This window comes from Hyalangium sp. (assembly GCF_045802625.1).
Taxonomy (GTDB): Bacteria; Myxococcota; Myxococcia; order Myxococcales; family Myxococcaceae; genus Hyalangium.
This window is the reverse complement of the sequence record NZ_JBJMQP010000054.1, coordinates 91,260-107,085: the sequence shown is the minus strand read 5'-3', so window position 1 is coordinate 107,085 and position 15,826 is coordinate 91,260. Positions and strand designations below refer to the sequence as shown.

11 protein-coding genes are annotated in these 15,826 nt (G+C 65.9%); 2 read left to right on the top strand and 9 right to left on the bottom strand.

Features of this window, described 5'->3' with window-relative positions:
• Nucleotides 1–67: 67 nt before the first annotated feature.
• The 8 genes from ACJ8AT_RS11095 to ACJ8AT_RS11060 form a co-directional block, all read right to left on the bottom strand.
• A complete protein-coding gene (locus ACJ8AT_RS11095) occupies nucleotides 68–2,335 on the bottom strand; it encodes a M4 family metallopeptidase (RefSeq protein ID WP_407737647.1) in 2,268 nt (755 codons plus the stop codon).
• Between the two features lie 321 nt (nucleotides 2,336–2,656).
• Nucleotides 2,657–4,078, bottom strand: coding sequence for a M16 family metallopeptidase (locus ACJ8AT_RS11090; RefSeq protein WP_407737646.1), 1,422 nt, complete (start codon nucleotides 4,076–4,078; stop codon nucleotides 2,657–2,659).
• Nucleotides 4,075–5,478: a M16 family metallopeptidase gene (locus ACJ8AT_RS11085; protein WP_407737645.1), complete on the bottom strand. Its 1,404-nt coding sequence runs from the start codon at nucleotides 5,476–5,478 to the stop codon at nucleotides 4,075–4,077. The genes ACJ8AT_RS11090 and ACJ8AT_RS11085 overlap by 4 nt, the downstream gene beginning before the upstream one ends.
• Nucleotides 5,479–5,592: 114 nt before the next feature.
• Nucleotides 5,593–9,471: an SNF2-related protein gene (locus tag ACJ8AT_RS11080; protein ID WP_407737644.1), complete on the bottom strand. Its 3,879-nt coding sequence runs from the start codon at nucleotides 9,469–9,471 to the stop codon at nucleotides 5,593–5,595.
• A 100-nt stretch (nucleotides 9,472–9,571) separates the two neighbouring features.
• On the bottom strand, nucleotides 9,572–10,177 hold the full coding sequence (locus ACJ8AT_RS11075) for a hypothetical protein (RefSeq protein ID WP_407737643.1): 606 nt from the start codon (nucleotides 10,175–10,177) through the stop codon (nucleotides 9,572–9,574).
• 525 nt (nucleotides 10,178–10,702) lie between these two features.
• Nucleotides 10,703–11,443 (bottom strand): SMI1/KNR4 family protein, encoded by a 741-nt coding sequence (locus ACJ8AT_RS11070; protein WP_407737642.1) that lies wholly within the window; start codon nucleotides 11,441–11,443, stop codon nucleotides 10,703–10,705.
• A gap of 57 nt (nucleotides 11,444–11,500) precedes the next feature.
• A complete protein-coding gene (locus ACJ8AT_RS11065) occupies nucleotides 11,501–12,610 on the bottom strand; it encodes a DUF4150 domain-containing protein (protein ID WP_407737641.1) in 1,110 nt (369 codons plus the stop codon).
• A gap of 42 nt (nucleotides 12,611–12,652) precedes the next feature.
• A complete protein-coding gene (locus tag ACJ8AT_RS11060; protein ID WP_407737640.1) occupies nucleotides 12,653–12,922 on the bottom strand; it encodes a hypothetical protein in 270 nt (89 codons plus the stop codon).
• Nucleotides 12,923–13,147: 225 nt separating this feature from the next.
• Between ACJ8AT_RS11060 and ACJ8AT_RS11055 the strand changes: the two genes are divergently transcribed.
• Together ACJ8AT_RS11055 and ACJ8AT_RS11050 are read left to right on the top strand one after the other, a co-directional pair.
• The gene (locus ACJ8AT_RS11055; protein ID WP_407737639.1) at nucleotides 13,148–13,837 is read left to right on the top strand and encodes a hypothetical protein; all 690 of its coding nucleotides are present in this window, start codon (nucleotides 13,148–13,150) and stop codon (nucleotides 13,835–13,837) included.
• Between the two features lie 906 nt (nucleotides 13,838–14,743).
• Nucleotides 14,744–15,220 (top strand): SMI1/KNR4 family protein, encoded by a 477-nt coding sequence (locus ACJ8AT_RS11050; RefSeq protein ID WP_407737638.1) that lies wholly within the window; start codon nucleotides 14,744–14,746, stop codon nucleotides 15,218–15,220.
• 111 nt (nucleotides 15,221–15,331) lie between these two features.
• Here the strand turns inward: ACJ8AT_RS11050 and ACJ8AT_RS11045 are convergent, their stop codons facing one another.
• On the bottom strand, nucleotides 15,332–15,823 hold the full coding sequence (locus ACJ8AT_RS11045; RefSeq protein ID WP_407737637.1) for a hypothetical protein: 492 nt from the start codon (nucleotides 15,821–15,823) through the stop codon (nucleotides 15,332–15,334).
• Nucleotides 15,824–15,826: the final 3 nt, after the last annotated feature.

The window sequence follows — 15,826 nt, the reverse complement described above, 5'->3', positions numbered from 1 at the left end:
CCCCGCAAAGACGACGCCCGGGAGCGCAGGCCCCCGGGCGTCTGACTTCAGCGCAACTGTGTCCCGCTTACTTGTACGTGCCCTTCATCGTCACCTTGGTGAACGCGGTGTAGCCGCGCGAGCAGGCGTACCAAGTACCCGCGGTCGGGCTGGTGAAGCTGCACGACTCGGTGTTCCCGGCGGTGTACGGACGGCAGTCGTAGGTAGTGGTCGTCGGCAGCGCGCCGAACTTCACGTACAGGTCGGCGTCACCCGTGTTGCCCGAAGCGCCCGCCTGGTTGAAGACCAGCGAGGTCTTCCCGGCCGGAACGGCCAGCGTGAAGCACGTCATGGAGCTCGCGGCGCCCGAGTACTGGGCCGAGGCCACGCCGTTGGTCAGCGGCGTGCCGCCACCGCCACCCCCGCCGCCGCCCGTGCCGTAGGTGCCCGTCAGCGTCACGCCCGAGTAGGTCGAGTACGCGTTGAGCATCACGTACCAGTCGCCCGCCGTCGGGTTGGTGAAGGAGCAGGTCTCCGAGTTGCCGCCGACGAACGGACGGCAGTCGTAGGTGCTGGTCGTCGGAGACGCGCCGAACTTCACGTACATGTCCGCATCACCCGTGCCGCCGCTGATGGTGAACGTGAGGCTGCCCTGGCCCGCCGGGACCGCCAGCCGGTAGTACTTCTTGGCACCCGTGGAGCCGCTGAGGCCCGTCACCGCCACGCCGTTGCTCAGGTCGACGGGGGGCGGCGGCGGGATGCCCACGCCCACGGCCTGCCACGCGGCCGTCACGGAGGCGACCTCCGCGGTGTAGCCCAGCTGCGTCGCGGCCTGCTCCGTGTACGTCTTCGCCTGCTCGTACGTGGTGGAGGAGGTGAAGATCGACGTGTTGGCCGTGTACCAGATCTGACCGGCCTTCTGCACGCCGATGCCCGTCACGACGTTGGACGACTTGCCGCGCGGGTGCGTACCACCCTTGGAGAGCAGGGCGAACGCCAGGTTCGGCGGACCGGAGGTGTAGTGCACGTCCTGGCCCGACTCGTCCGGCGCCCAGTCCAGCGAGGCACCATCCTTGGCCGGGTCATCCATGTAGCGGAGCGCGTCACCCGCGGTGCCCGGCGTCCACACGAACTCGCCGACCTTCCAGATGTCCGCGGCGGTGGACCAGGTGCCGGTGTTCCAGCTCTGGCAGATGGCACCGAAGGTGTCGCTCATCGCCTCGTTCAGGCCGCCCGACTGCCCCGAGTAGGTCAGGTTGGAGGTGCGCTCGGTCACCGCGTGCGTCAGCTCGTGCGCGGTGACGTCCGGATCAATGGCCAGCGAGATGGAGTCCACGCCGTCGCCATCGCCGTACACCATCTGGGTGCCGTCCCAGTAGGCGTTCACGTAGTTCACATCGTAGTGAACGGTGCTGATGTACGTCGCGCCCGCGTTGTCGAACGAGTCGCGGTTGAAGTTCGTCTTGTAGCAGTTGTAGACGTAGCCCAGCAGGTCGTAGTTGGTGTCCAGCGCGCTGTCACCGGTGGCCGCCTGCCCCTCGGTGCGCTTGAGCGTGCCCGGGGTGGTGGTGCCGTTGTTGGCGGTGTACACCTTGCGGCTGAGCGCGGTGTGGATCTGCGGAGCCACCAGGGCGATCCGGCCGCTCTTGGCGTCCACGTACACCAGGTTGTTCACCGGCAGGCCGTTGGCGGCATGGCCCGTGACGCGCACCTCGTGGGCCAGCACGAGCTCGCCGCTGGAGTCGCGCACGTACACCAGGCGCTCGGCCTTGGCGCTCTTGTCCAGCGCCTCGGTCTGCTTGCTCGCGAGCAGGGCGGCCGCGTCGGCGGCGATCTGCGGCTTGACCAGCGTCTGCGTCGTCATCCCGCTCTGGGTGTCACGCGCATCGCCGTTGGCGGCGAAGACGTTGCCCTTCGCGTCCACGTGGAGGATGAGCTCGCCGTTGACGACGGGCAGGCCATTCTTCAGCTGCTGGAAGCGCAGGTGCTGGCCGCCCTGGTCGGACGTCATGCTCTTGAAGGCCAGGTTCTCGGCGCGCAGGCGGAAGATCGGCGCGGCCGCGGCCAGCGAGTCCTGCACCGTCGCCTTCGCGTCCACCGGCGCCAGGCCCATGGCCGAGGCCTTGGCGACGCCGAAGTTACCGGTGACGTAGTAGGGGACGCCGTCCTTCTCGTTGGTGCCGAGAACGTGCGCGTTGCCGATTGAGTTCAGCGCCTGCTGGATGTCCGTGCCGTCCTTCTCCTCGGCGCTGGTCATCAGATCATTGGCGTCCACCTGCTGCTCGGTGGTGCCGCACGCGGCGTAGGCGAGACCCAACCATGCCGCACAGAACGTCTTCAGAAATTTGGTGCTCAAACGCTTACCTCCTCGGGGGAAAAGCGGGTCTGTCCTGACATGCGTGGGACCATGAGAGCAACTACTTTTTAGGCGAAGTAGTTTCTCACAATTTGAGCCTCTATTATAAATTTTACATGTTTAGCAGGTTTAACGGCATATACATGTTTTCGTTTTTCGAGGATTCTTTAACGTTGGCGCGCTCTTAGGCCTTGGGCCTCTTCCCACGGCCATGCTGAGTCCCCCGCACCAACCGTGAAAAAATGAGTGTTTTCGGACTCACTCCTCCGGATGGTCTGGGATGAATTTTTCACATTTGACAAAACGCCCTCGGCGGGGCGCTCAGCGCTTCGGGCTGGCCGCGGGCACGAAGCTCTTGTCGGAGAGCTTCATCTCCGTCATGGGGCCATAGCGGCGCGCGACATCACGGATGGCGGACGCCTTGCCGAGCAGGACGAGGGTCAGGTCCTCCGGGGCCGGCAGCACGCGCTGGATGACCTGGTGGATGTGCTCGCGGCTGGCGCTCGTCACGGCGGCGGCGAAGTTGTCCACGTCCCGGGCGTCGAGCCCATAGAAGGCCAGCTCCGACAGCTTCGCGGCGAGCTGTCCGCTCTTCTCCAGCGTGGGCGGGAACTGGCCCAGGACATAGGACTTGGTCGAGGCGAGCATCGCGTCATCCAGGCCCTCGCGCCGATAGCGGGCCAGCACGTCCAGGGCGAGATCAATGGCCTTCCCGGTAGCCTCGGTCTTCGTATACGAGGCGATCGCCACCACGCCCGGCTGGGTCGCGGGCACGATGGATGAGCTGGCGCCGTAGCTCAGGCCGGACTTCACGCGCAGCTCCGTGTTGAGCAGCGAGGTGAAGCGCCCACCGAAGGTCGAGTTGGCCAGCGCCAGGTCGACGCGATCCGGATCATCACGAGCGATGCCGGTGTTGCCGATCCAGAAGTACGTCTGGGTGGCGTCCGGCTTGTCCACCAGCAGCACGCGCCGCCCCTTGGCCACGGGCGTGGGCGGGGCCACGGGAGCAGGGGCCCCGGCGCGGCCCCAGCCACCGAGCGCGGCCTCCAGCTGGCTGGCGAGCTGCTTCGTGTCGAAGTCGCCCACCACCGAGAGGATGAGGCGGTCCGCCCCGAGCTGCGCCTTCGCGTACGCCAGCACATCCTCTCGGGTGAGGGCGGGGAGCGAGGCCTCGCTGCCATTCACCGGCCGCCCATAGGGGTGCCCGCCGAAGTGGAAGGCGAAGAAGTAGAGGCTCATGAGGGCGCGAGGGTCTTCGTCCTTCGCGGCGGCGAGCTCGGACACCAACCGGTCTCGCATCTTGCCGGCCTCGCCCGCCTCGAAGCGGGGGCGCATCAGCATGTCCGAGAGCAGCTCCACCATGAGCGCCGAGTCCCGCGCCAGGAACTGGCCGTCCACCACCAGCGCCTCGCGGTCGGGGTTCACGTCGAGCTGGGCCCCGAGGCCGTCCACGGTCTCCGCGAACTGCCGGGCGTCACGCTTGCCCGCGCCCTTGAGCAACAGCTCTCCGGTGAGCGCGGCCAGGCCCTCCTTGCCCTGAGGCTCTCCCAGGGAGCCCCCGCGCAGCCACGCGCTGAAGGAGATGAGCGGGACGTCGTGCTTCTCGGCCAGGATGAGCCGGGCCCCGTTCTTCAGCTCGAGGACCGTCGCCCTCGGGAGATGGACGCCCTGAACGGGCTTGGCGCCCTGGGCTCCCGCGACGGTTGCCACCAGCAGCGCCGCCAACATGACTCTGCCGTTCATCGTCCCGCCTCCTTCCCGGCCGGAGCCTGGGCTTGTTCCGTGGGCACCAGCACCCCGACGGTGCGGTGATCCGGATTGAGGATGCGCTCGGCCACCTTGCGGATCTGCTCGCGCGTCACCTGCTCGTAGCGAGCCGGCGCCTCGAAGAGCTTGTGCCAGTCCCCGAAGAAGACCTCATACGTGCCCAGCGACCGGGCCCGAGCGCTGTTGGTCTCCAGCTCGCGCCAGAAGTCCGCCACGGTGATGTTCTTCGCCTTGCGCAGCTCCGCCTCGGTGACGCCTTGAGCGCGCACCTTGTCCAGCTCCTCCCCCAGCAGCTTCTCCACGCGAGCCACCTCCGTGCCCGGCGGCATGTCCACGAGGAACCACACCAGGGAAGGATCAAAGGTGGGGGAGAACTGGCTGTTGACGTGAATGGCCACCCGCTCCTCCTCCACCAGCCGCTGGTGGAGGCGCGAGGACTCGCCCTCGGCGAGGATGTGCAACAACAGCGTCAGCGCCGGCAGATCCGGATCCTTCGCATCGATCGCGTGGTAGGCCACCTGGAGCAGTGGGGCTTGTGCCAGCCGGCGGACCAGCACGCGCTTCTCACCCTGCTGCTCGGGCTCCTTGGTGCGCACGGGCTCGGGTGGAGGCTGGGCGGGGATGGCCCCTATGTACTTCTCCGCCAGGGCGAAGACCTCCGAGGGCGTCACCGCGCCCACCACCACCATGGTGGCGTTGTTGGGCGCGTAGTAGGTCTTGAAGAAGCTCTGCAGGTCCTCCATCCGCCAGGACTCGATGTCCGAGGGCCAGCCGATGACGGTGATCTGGTAGGGATGCGCGACGAAGGCGGTGGCCTGCACCTGCTCCAGCAGCGCGCCCATGTTGTCGTTGTCCACCACCGAGCGCCGCTCCGAGTAGACGACCCCGCGCTCGCTCTCGATGATCTTCGGATCGAACGCGAGGTGGGCCATCCGGTCTCCCTCGATATCGAAGATGGTCTCCAGCGCCGAGCTGGGGAACCAGTCCACATAGGTGGTGGTGTCCTCGGAGGTGCTGGCGTTGTTCTTGCCGCCCGCGTCCGCCATGACGGCGTCGAGCTGGCCGGGGCCGTACTTCTTGGCGCCGTTGAACATCATGTGCTCGAAGAAGTGCGACAGGCCGGTGATGCCTGGGCGCTCGTTGCGGCTGCCCACGCGGAAGAAGGTGTAGAGGGACACGTTGGGGATGTCCTGGTCCGGCCAGACGATGATCTTCAGCCCGTTCTTCAGCGTCCGGGCCTCGATGTTCGCGCCGAGCGCGGCTGGCGCGGCCTTGGCGGGTGGAGCTGGTGCGGCCTTCCCAGGCCGGGCTTGGGCCCCTGCGGCCGAGCCCACCAGAAGCGTGAGCGCCACGATGAACCACTGCTGACGGTGCATCCACCCCTCCTTCACTGACGAGCGCGCCCAACTTGTGGGCTCCCCTCATATTCCCAGGAGTCGGGCGCGGTGGCTTGCTCTCTTGCGTCGGGTGAGCGCGATTCTGCCGCCTTTTCATCGCGAGGCTGGGGGAGGCGAAGCGGAGGCATCCTCCCTCTCGGGGGAGAAGCGCAGCAGCTCCATGAGCTGGTCGGGGGTGAGGGCGGCGGCTCCATTGGCCTCGGAGAGCAGGCTCGAGGCCAGCTCTCGCTTCTCGGCATGGAGGGCGACGATGGCTTCCTCGATGGTCCCTTCGGCCACGAGGCGGGACACCGTGACGGGCCGGGTCTGGCCGATGCGATGGGCTCGATCCGTGGCTTGATCCTCCACGGCCGGGTTCCACCAGGGGTCCAGGTGGATGACGTGATCCGCCGCGGTGAGGTTCAGGCCCGTGCCTCCGGCCTTCAGGGAGATCAGGAAGACATCGCCCTCGCCGCGCTGGAACGCCTCGACTCGTGACTGGCGCTCGGCCGGAGGAGTCTGCCCATCCAGGTATTGGACGGAGATGCCACGGGCCTCCAGCGCCTCGCGCGCCAGCCCCAGGAGTTGGACGAACTGACTGAAGATGAGCGCTCGGCCGCCCTCGGCGCGCAGCTCCTCCACGCGCTCCAGCAGCCGCTCCATCTTCGAGGAGGGCACCGCCGAATCCGGATCCAACAGCCGGGGGTGGCATGCGAGCTGCCGCAGCCGGGTGAGCGCCGCGAACAGCTCGAAGCGCTGGGATTCGTCCGCCTGGCTTCCCATGCTCGCGAGCGCCGCGAGCCGGAACTTCTCGTACTGCCGGCGCTCCTCCTCCGAGAGCACGACGGGCACGAGCGTCTCGATGCGCGGGGGCAGCTCGCGCGCCACCTCGGCCTTGGTGCGGCGCAGGAGGAAGGGGCGCAGCACCCGGGAGAGCGTGGCGCGCGCCACCGGATCCTTGTCGCGCTCGATGGGCTCGGCAAAGCGCTTGCGGAAGGCCTCGCGGCTGCCGAGCAACCCAGGGAAGACGATGCGGAACAGGCTCCACAGCTCCGAGAGGCGGTTCTCCACCGGCGTGCCGGTGAGCGCCATGCGCGCCTCGGCCTGGAGCCCACGAAGCGCCTTCGCCCGGGCCGTGTCCGGGTTCTTGGCCGCCTGAGCCTCGTCCACCACCAGGGTGGCGAAGGAGAGGCCTGCCAGGCGCTCGAAGTCACGGACCAGCAGCCCGTAGCTGATCAGCAGCACATCCCCAGCCTTCAGCCCCGCGAGCAATGGCTCCCGGTCGGCCTCGCGATAGGACTTCACGCGGAGGGACGGAGCAAAGCGTGCGGCCTCGAGCGCCCAGTTGAAGCAGACGGAGGTGGGAGCGACCACCAGCGCCGGTCCCGCCTTCGCGCGGTGCAGCAGCAGGGCGAGGGTTTGCAGTGTCTTGCCCAGGCCCATGTCATCGGCGAGGCACCCGCCTCCGCCCCACTCGGTGAGCCGAGCCATCCAGAGGAAACCCTCGCGTTGGTAGTCGCGCAGCTCCGCTCTCAGCCCGGCGGGGATGGGAATGTCCCGCGCCTGGGCCTTGCGAATCCGGGTGGCGAGGCGGCGCCAGTCGGGCGGGACCTGCACCTCCACGCCGGCCTCGGCGAGCGCATCCAGCACGGGCGCGGCGGCCTGGCTGACCTCCAGGCCCTCGCGGGTGGAGTGCGTCAAATCCGCCAGCGGGGTGAGCCGCTCGCGCAGCGCCTCGGTGAGGCGCAGCCAGCGCCCCTTGCCCAACGGCACGAAGCGACGACGGCCGCGCAAGGCCTCCAGCAGGGTTGCCAGGTCCACCTGGACGCCATCCACCTCGACACCTCCGCCCACGCCGAACCAGTCCCGCTCGCGCCGCACCTCCACCCTCAGGCTGCGCGAGTCCGGCACGTGGGACACCCGCCACGGTTGCTCCTCCCACTCGACTCGCAGAGCCGGGCCCGTCAGTGGCTCCAGCCGCTCGAGGAAGTCGAGGGCGGCCTCCGCCTTCTCGAGGACGAAGCGCCCAGAGGAATCCGTCGCCGGCAACCCCAGGCGCTCGCGCAGCGCCAGGGCCTCGGCGCGCTCAGCCTCCAGCTCCCGGTGCGTCACCACCCGCTCTCCGCCGCGCAAGCCGCGCACTCGCACAGGCCCCTCCCCTGCTGGCTGAGGAGGAGCCTCCGGCAAGGGACGCACGAGGAGCGAACCCTCCAGGGCCTCCTCCCCCGCGGACCGAAGGCGCAGCAGAAAGCCCGGCTCGGGAGGAACGGGACGGGCCTCCAGGGACTCGGGCAGCGAGACGGGATAGGCCGCCTCCAACCCCGCAAGGTTGCGCACCAGGGCCGGGCGCACTCCCTCGGGAAGCCGGGTCCCATATTCACGCAGCGTGGTGAGCACGGTGCGCGCGCTGGTGGGCACGCTGACCAGGGTCAGCCGCGGCAGCTCGGGCTCGAAGAGAAGCCAGGGCAGGGGCGCGTCGACTCCCACGGGCGGTGGCCGGAGAGCCTCGGGGCGGAAGGCGGTTCCCTCGATGGCGGGGTGGACCGTGAGGCCGGAGCCGCTCTCGGAGAAAGCGAGGCCGAGCGGCGCCTCTCGCACCTGGAGCGGCGCATCCAATCGCGGAACCGCGAAGAGGCGCGAGCTGTGCACCAACAGCTTCAGCGCCCGCAGCAGCAGGAAGTATCCATCCCCGGCGAGCATGTGCCTGGAGCCGAGCTCGATCAGCTCGAAGGCCTCCAGCTCTCGCGGGTCCGAGAGCATGGAGCGGAGCTCATCCCGGTCCCTCCAGCTCGCCGACGTGCCTTTGGAGAACCCTCCCCTCTTCACTGGCCGGTGCAGATACATGCGCAGCTTGGGAGCCCGCTCCTCGAGGCCCTCCAAACGGAAGGAGACGCGAACCTCCGCCAGCGAGGAGGCCCGCGCATGAGCCTGCGTGGCCTGCTCGAAGGCGCCGAGGATCTCCCGAGCAGGCACCTCGAAGAGCAGCTCGGCGAGCCGTGCGTTGAACTGCGCCTGCAAGGGCTCGGCGAGCATGTCGAGCAGGGTGTCGAGCGCGGAGAGGGCATGAACGCAGCGGGCTTCTCCCTTGGAAGTACACCAGCAGGCCAGGGCCTCCCGCTCTTCGAGCAGCGCGCGAGGATCCACCGACACACGCATCCGCGGCAGGCCACTCCATGGGCCAAGCACCTTGAGCGGATGAGGAGGGCTTCCCGGCTCTTCGACGAACAGGAGCAGGGGGCGGTCCTGGAGCGTGACATCCGGCCGGCCCGGAAGGAGCCGGGGCACTGAAAACTCTCGCACTCGCGCACGCGCCCTCTCGAGCGCCTCCTTCCAGGGGATCAGGCGCGCATCGGTGGGAGCAGGGCGTGGCGTCGAGGCTCGCTCCTGTTCGAGCTCGAGCCCCCGGCGGACGCGTTCAGCCTCGGCGCCGAGCCACGTCCACACCGCCTCCTGCAAGAGCGTCTGGGTCGCGGCGCCTCGAACGTGGCGGTGCAGATCGAGCGTCCCATCCAGCGGGGCCGTGACGGGCAGGTGCTCCAGGCCATAGAGCCCGCGCGTCTCGCGGAAGCTCTTGACGAGGAACGGCTCCACGACGGACAAGGGCGTCCACCGGGCGTGGGTGACGTGATGGGCCTCCAGCCACGCCTGAAGCTCCTCGGGTCTCTGAGGCCGCTCGGGCTTGGGAGGAGGCAGGGCCCGCTCTGATACGGAGCCACCGGCCTGAAGGAACGCGAGCCCGAGCGCGACGATGTGCTTGCAGAACCCCTGGTTGTCGAAGGTCGAGCACTGACACTCAGCAAAGAAGCCCTCCGCGTCGGTCGAGATGACGACGGAATAGGGATGGCCGTGCCGGTTGAGGACCTGGCCATGGAGGGCATCGGGCAAGGCCTCGAACGAGGTGACGCAATGCCGGGCCAGACATGTCTCTCCCTGCTTGAACAACCGTGGGCCCGCCGTCTCGGCGAGCGCATCGCGGGTGAGCAGGCGCCGCAAGGGGGACAGGGCCTCCGGGGCGGCCTGTGGAGGAGAAGACTTGGAGTGGGAGGGGGATTCAACCTGTTGGCTGGACATACGCTCGAAAAATCCAAGAGAGTCAGGGGGCGCTCAAACCTTCTTCATCCAGGCCAGCCCGCGGAAGGGGCCGAGCCGTGGGGTGGAAGAACTCCTCGAGCACGAAGCGGTGGTAGTTCGTGCTGTCGATCCGAGAGGCGAAGGTCCGCGCCGAGACACGTAGGCGGTCGGCCACGGCCTCGAACTCGGCGCGGCTCACGTCTCGCAGGGAGAGGTAGAGGCGCGCGGCGGCCCGCAGGTAGGAGAACAGTGGGTTGGGTTCCACGCCATCGGGGCGCCGCCTCAATGCGCGGTAGAGGCGCTCGAACTCCCTGTCGCGCTCGGGGCGGCCGATCGCGTCGCAATACTCGGCGGCGGTGGTCTCAATCAGGATGAAGAACGGCTCGTATTCCGGCGGAGGAGCCCGGGAGAAGTCCGGAGCCACCGCCGAGCCCGTCCAGAGCTGGGAGATGGGGAGCAGGGGGATCCAGACCACCCGTTCCAGCTCATCCATCACGGGGACGGGCAGATCCTGGTCCAGCGATACCACCCGGCCCTGCTCTCCGAGCACGGTGGGCACTCGGAGGAGCTCCGGGTGCGTTGAGTCGATACCTGCTCTCTCGAGCGCCATGATTGCATTCGGGTCCATGACCTTCCCCAACGGGTAGTGTCTCTGGTACCCAACCTAATACCTCGGGTCGTCGCATGCCAGCACCTGCACGCGGACCAGGCAGGCGGAGTGCCCCTGTTCGGTGCTCAGAGCTTGGCTGGAGGTGTCCGGCGGCCGGATGAGGACGACCTTCTTCTATGGCCCATGGCAGTGCAGACGTGCCAGCGGGAGGGCGCCCAGGAAGGCTACCCACTCAACCCGGCCTTCTATCCGCAGCGCATGCCGCTTGGCGGGCGAAAAACAAAGGGCCTCGAACCGGAGTTCGAGGCCCTGAGAGTTCTTCAAGCTGTGTGCCCAGGGGCGGAATCGAACCACCGACACGGGGATTTTCAGGCCGCCCAAGCGCCTGGCTGCCCTCCGTTCCTCCTCTGGCGGAGGGGTTGGGACGGTCGAAAAGGAACGATGTGGTTGCCCGTAATTTGCCCATGGCAGTCGCACTCCCCCGCTTGCTTGCCAACCCGCAACTTGAGGGGTCTTCCCGCAGGAAAGATCGCGCAGCGCGATTCAGACGAGAGGCGTGTTATCGCGGAGAATCTCGCTTAGTCGGCGAAACTCCCGTTGGTCCTCGGCACCCAGCTCTATAGTTACGCCGTCTCCCTCAGGGGAGCGACTGGCGTAGAGCGCAGCATCACCCCGTTCGAAAAGCGGATTCAGCGCACTGGTGTACGGCAGTTTCTGGAATCCAAGCCGACCCAGGATCCCCTCAAGGGAATCAAGCAACCCGGAAGGTACGATGCGGAGGCGTCCTTTGCCGCTGTCTACGAGTGAAGGGAGGAAATCACGCCGATGCGGCAGCATCGCCATCCGCTTGGTGCTGAAAGCCAGCACGAAGAGCATGTCTTGGAGTGATGGATACAAAGTATGAATGTAGTCGGTGGAGGTGAAAGGCTCCGCAGGATCCGCTTGGACCACCGCGCAGTCTTCTTCTCCTGATGCTGCCGCACGGTCGAGAAGATACTGATCATATGTGTCCGCCACTTGCGCCCCGATCAGGATATACCGCGCAGGGGGACGCCTCTTGCTGTTCTCGTAGAACTTCAGAACGCGCTCGATTCGAAAGTCCGTGTCTTCGGCCTGAAGGTCGCCCATGGATCTGCCGAGAGTGCGCAGGAACTGCTTGTACCTTGCAGGTAACGGCTGGCCCACGAGCTGCTCCAGTCTGGCTACCTCCTCCTGGGATGCTCCTTCGACCCTGGAGGAAAAGGCGGGATCATACTGCCGGATGTACTCCATCAACTCTCGCACGCAAGCCTCTCCTTGTGTGCCCCGAGAGGAGCCACATACGCATCGTGCCACATGAGTTCAACACTTCTTCTTGTTAACGTCACAGAGCATCTCTGTCACGACGACCTTGCAAGTATCGCATGAGGGTACGCTCTCGCGATGCTTGAAGGACCTCTTCACGAGTTTGCCTTTGCGCTCATGCTCCACGGCGACCGTCTGGCTACCTTGGCGAAAGCGCTTCCAGATTCGTGGACGAAACCAGACTTCGGACATGCTCTGCGGGATGTGGCCGCTTCTCTGAGCCCCTTGGAGGAGTTGCGGTGCGGCGCAGACTCCAGGCTTGTTCCTGCCGATCTTCTTCTTGCGAAATGAAGACAGGGCAATTTCATCGCCACGCGGGTTCGTAATGAAATCTTTCTCGGAGAGTGGCTGACAGAGAGTCCATCTGCCGTCTTTGGCTGCGAGTTGTTCAACGGCCTTCGTGAATGCCGTCGTGTAGTAACTGCCCGACATGGCAGCGTATATCTTGCTGCCGTCCCCGCATTTACAGAGAAGCACACCGATCATGTAGCCCCTGAAGGTATCGGTGCCGTCTTCCTCTATGGCCACCTTGAGAACATCCTCTATCGGCAACTCCTCTGCGACCCTCAGGAGTTCTCGCAGGAGTTCTCTGGAATGCTTCAAGGCGATGGGTGTCTCGTGGATACGATGTTCAGCTTTAGGTTCGGAGCAGTTTGGGCACTGAGTGCTCCCGTTCACGGGATCATCTCCGTAAGCCAGTCCCGTACCACCTTGTTGCTTGAATGCAGTATTGAAGGTATTCCCATTGTGCTGGGTAACATCCAGAAAGCGGACGACACCCTTGCCTTCGACTTTCACATCAAGACTATAGGATCCCCAGGTCGTCTTCCCTTTCGTCTTCGCCGAGATGAGGCCTCCTCCCGCTGTTCCCGCCTCGTCACCTGTGCTCGTGCTCAAGTGTGAGTCCTTCAACGCAATGGAGTTGCCACTGATGAAAACCGAGGTGCTTCCTGCGGCCAAGTCGCTGTCCTGTGACACATTCACATAGGGAACAGGGATAGGACCACCTGGAGATGGCGTCTTGCACACATCTGGCGGGGCACTGACATTGGTTTTTCCATCGCCCTTGTGGACGACGGAGCGCCCGTTGATGAAGGATTTGCTCATGATCACTCCAATACGATGCGCTTCATGAAGGGGACTGAATAATCAGAATTTCAGCTTGCGGATCTTCTCGCCCGGTGACTCGGACAGCTCGGGCGTGCTTGCACGTATAGGACGGCGGATCCTGGGCCGGGGAGCGTCCACTGTCGGGATGCCCTCGTTCAAGATCCGCTCGACCTCCGCAAGTGGGATGCGGACCCGACCGTTGAACGGCACCGTCTTGATGTCCCCCGAGGCAATGAGTCCCTCCAGCCTGGCCCTTATCCCGCCAGGGAGGGGAGATTCACCGGACCACGTTGCAAGCGGGGCGTCCACGGACCACTACTGTGGGTGGCCTCGGTCCGCCACAGCAGCACCACCACCCGCTTCCCAGGGGGCGCGTATGCCCGGCTGAGGGTGTGGCAGCAGACTCGCGAAGTGCGTAGGCTTGCCGTACCACCGTGCTTGGGCACGTCCTCCCTTCGCGAGAAGGCGTTCATGAAATCTCTGCTTCCGCTCCTCCTTCTCGGAGCAGCATGCGCGACTCCGCCCCCGGCTAACATGACGCCTCAAGATGCGCCCGTCCCTCGCGGACCGTGGTCGGATGTGCCCACCGTCGAGATGCCCACGGGGGACACCTCCATCCCCATCTCCTTGCTTCGAGATGTCGCGGACGCACTGCTCAAGCTCCCGGGCGCCAAGGTGTGTGACTGGGCAACGCAGCGGCCCATAGTGGGCATGTCCACGGAGTACTGCTCGACGGTCTATGTCGCTGGAGACAGCGACTCCCTGTCCTGGCGCGTGTCCGAGCCCGTCGCGGGAAACCACAAGACATGCAGGCCGTTCTTCGCGGTGAAGGATGAGGACTACCCTCCCTCTCAGGTATGGGTCGTCGGGTACGTGCACAACCATCTCTGCGCCGCGCCTCCCTCTTCGGATGATCTCATCCCTTGGCCGACGGACGCGTTCAACCCCCTTGTGACCATGGCGGAAGTCCGCTTGTGGCCGGGCAACCCGGCTCCGGCCCGCTACAAGAACACGCCGATTGAGCTGGCCTCGGCACTGGTGGCCGAGCGCCAGGACGGCACGCGCATCTTCCTCCGCTGGTTTCCCACGGGCGAGATCCAACAGTGGAGCAATGCCAAGTCTCGCTGGGTCACTCTCGGTCACTGCGCCCCAGGCAACCTCACTGGGCACGGCATGACCGTGCCTCGATGTCGTCAGGGATCTCTGCATCTGTTGAGCGAGTAGACACCTGGCCTGGAGCGTGGACCGCGCCTATGCGACTCAAGCCATGAGGGAAACCGGAGCGATGGAACGCAGCGCCCAGAGTTCTGTTGCTGGGTGCGATGGAGGAAAGAGATGATCAAGGTGTGTGCACTGGCTGTACTCGCAGCGATACTGCCTGGCTGTATCAGGCCCGCTGTCTCCTGGAAGGGAGAGGTGAAGTGGCCGGAGACCGCGCAAGACGAGCAATCGGCCAAGCTCATCGTCCCTGCCATCGAGGCAGAGGCCGCGATTGCCGCAGCGGCCGCCATCCGTGAAATGGTGAGAACCAACACGGATCCAGGACTGTTCTGGGGATGCTCCACTCCCGCGCAGGGAATGGATGTCGCCGTCTCCACAGGCCCCACGCCGGGCCTGTATTACGTGGCGCTGGGCCAACACTTTAATCGGTGCGGTGGCCCAGTCGGGCGCGTGCTCGACTGGCACTATGTGTACGCAGTCACCCCCCAAGGCGAAGTGGTAGGCGAGGCCCCGCCACCACGAGCCGAACCGCTTCCGGCCGAGCCCGAGCCCTATCGCCCAAGCACTCCTTCGCCCGAGCCAACACCCTCACCTGCCGTTCCCCTACCGGACACGGGCACCGGTACGCCCGCGTCGGCGCCACCACCGGCCTCTTCTCCTCCGCCCGCGCCCGCCCCTGCGCCTGCGCCTGTTCCTTCTCCAGCGTCACCGCCACCTACCCCACCGCCACCCGCTGCGCCAGGGTGAGTGCCCACGCCCACAGTCACTCCGAGAAAGCTGGAGCCTGCGAGCCCCCCGCTCCGGGAGGGACAGGCTCCAGTGAGAAGAGACTCAAGCCTTGAGGGAAAGTCGGATCCATTTTTCCAGGGGCACTGTCGGTCCCGACCGACCCTACACGGATTGAAGGCCATGCCCCTCCAGTCCCTCCTCGAAGAGATCTCGCACCATCACTTCCCGAATCCTCCCGCCACTCCCGAAGAGATCGACGAGTTCGAGCGGCGGGTCGGCTGGCGGCTGGATCCCGATCTGCGGGCCTTCTACCTGCATTGCAACGGGGGGACCTTGTTCAAGCGGAGGCCGGACGCGAACTATCGCTTCCTCCCGCTGTCGGAGATCATCCGAGCCCGAGTGGCGATCTTCGGAGAGGACAAGGACGAGGACGGCCCCGCCTCGATGTACGCCATCTGCGATCTCCAGGACGGAGACTACGTCCTCGTGGATATGGAGCGGCAGGAGGACAGCCGGTATCCCATCATGGACGGCTGGCATGAGGCGTGGCCAAACCCGAAGCACTGCAAGCAGATCGCCCGCTCCTTCGAGGAGTTCCTGGAGCGGGCGCTTCGCAGTGGGGGGAGCTTCTTCTGGTTGAAGAAGAGCGGACCCTGAGCAGGCGTACCCCGCCTGCTACGACGGCAGCGCCCCCCGGCGCGGCCTCTACTGGCTGGGGAGTGAGATCCCCCCAAGCCCGGCTCCATACGACCTCCCAGGAGTGGATGGTCACTCGTCTGACTGGCGGCTGCGTGCGAACTTGAGAACCCCAGCAATCTGGAACTGGAACGGGAATCCAGGTGCAGTGTTCGGTTCGAATTCGCCCGCTGCAATGGCGCTCTCGAAGTGGAGACGCGCTTCCTCGTAGCCAGGTATGTGCAGGCGCTTGATCATCTCTAGCACCTCCTCGGTGGGCACCTTCTGGTCGTAGATGAGTTCGAGGAGGCGCATCAGCCCATCGGCACCCAGGAACTCTTCGAGCTGAAGATCCTGCACCATCTCGTTGGGCTTCTTCGCCCCCTTGCCGTACTGACACCCCGAGAGCCCTCGGGGACTTGTACCGCCGTTATGCACAAGGCGAAGACCGTGTCCCTTGGGGCCGGAAGCGGGCCCTGGGAAGAAGTGCAGCCACTCGACCCAGCCGTCTTTTGCGCTGTTGATCTTCTGGCCACAGGTATCGCACGTCCACATCGTCGTCGCCTCAAGCTGCGTCTTGCCCATCGT

Excerpts from the sequence above, each read along its gene's own strand:
- ACJ8AT_RS11045 (WP_407737637.1), bottom strand. The coding sequence starts at position 15,823 with ATGGGCAAGACGCAGCTTGAGGCGACGACGATGTGGACGTGCGATACC.
- ACJ8AT_RS11075 (WP_407737643.1), bottom strand. The coding sequence starts at position 10,177 with ATGGACCCGAATGCAATCATGGCGCTCGAGAGAGCAGGTATCGACTCA.
- ACJ8AT_RS11085 (WP_407737645.1), bottom strand. The coding sequence starts at position 5,478 with ATGCACCGTCAGCAGTGGTTCATCGTGGCGCTCACGCTTCTGGTGGGC.
- ACJ8AT_RS11050 (WP_407737638.1), top strand. The coding sequence starts at position 14,744 with ATGCCCCTCCAGTCCCTCCTCGAAGAGATCTCGCACCATCACTTCCCG.
- ACJ8AT_RS11090 (WP_407737646.1), bottom strand. The coding sequence starts at position 4,078 with ATGAACGGCAGAGTCATGTTGGCGGCGCTGCTGGTGGCAACCGTCGCG.
- ACJ8AT_RS11055 (WP_407737639.1), top strand. The coding sequence starts at position 13,148 with ATGACGCCTCAAGATGCGCCCGTCCCTCGCGGACCGTGGTCGGATGTG.
- ACJ8AT_RS11065 (WP_407737641.1), bottom strand. The coding sequence starts at position 12,610 with ATGAGCAAATCCTTCATCAACGGGCGCTCCGTCGTCCACAAGGGCGAT.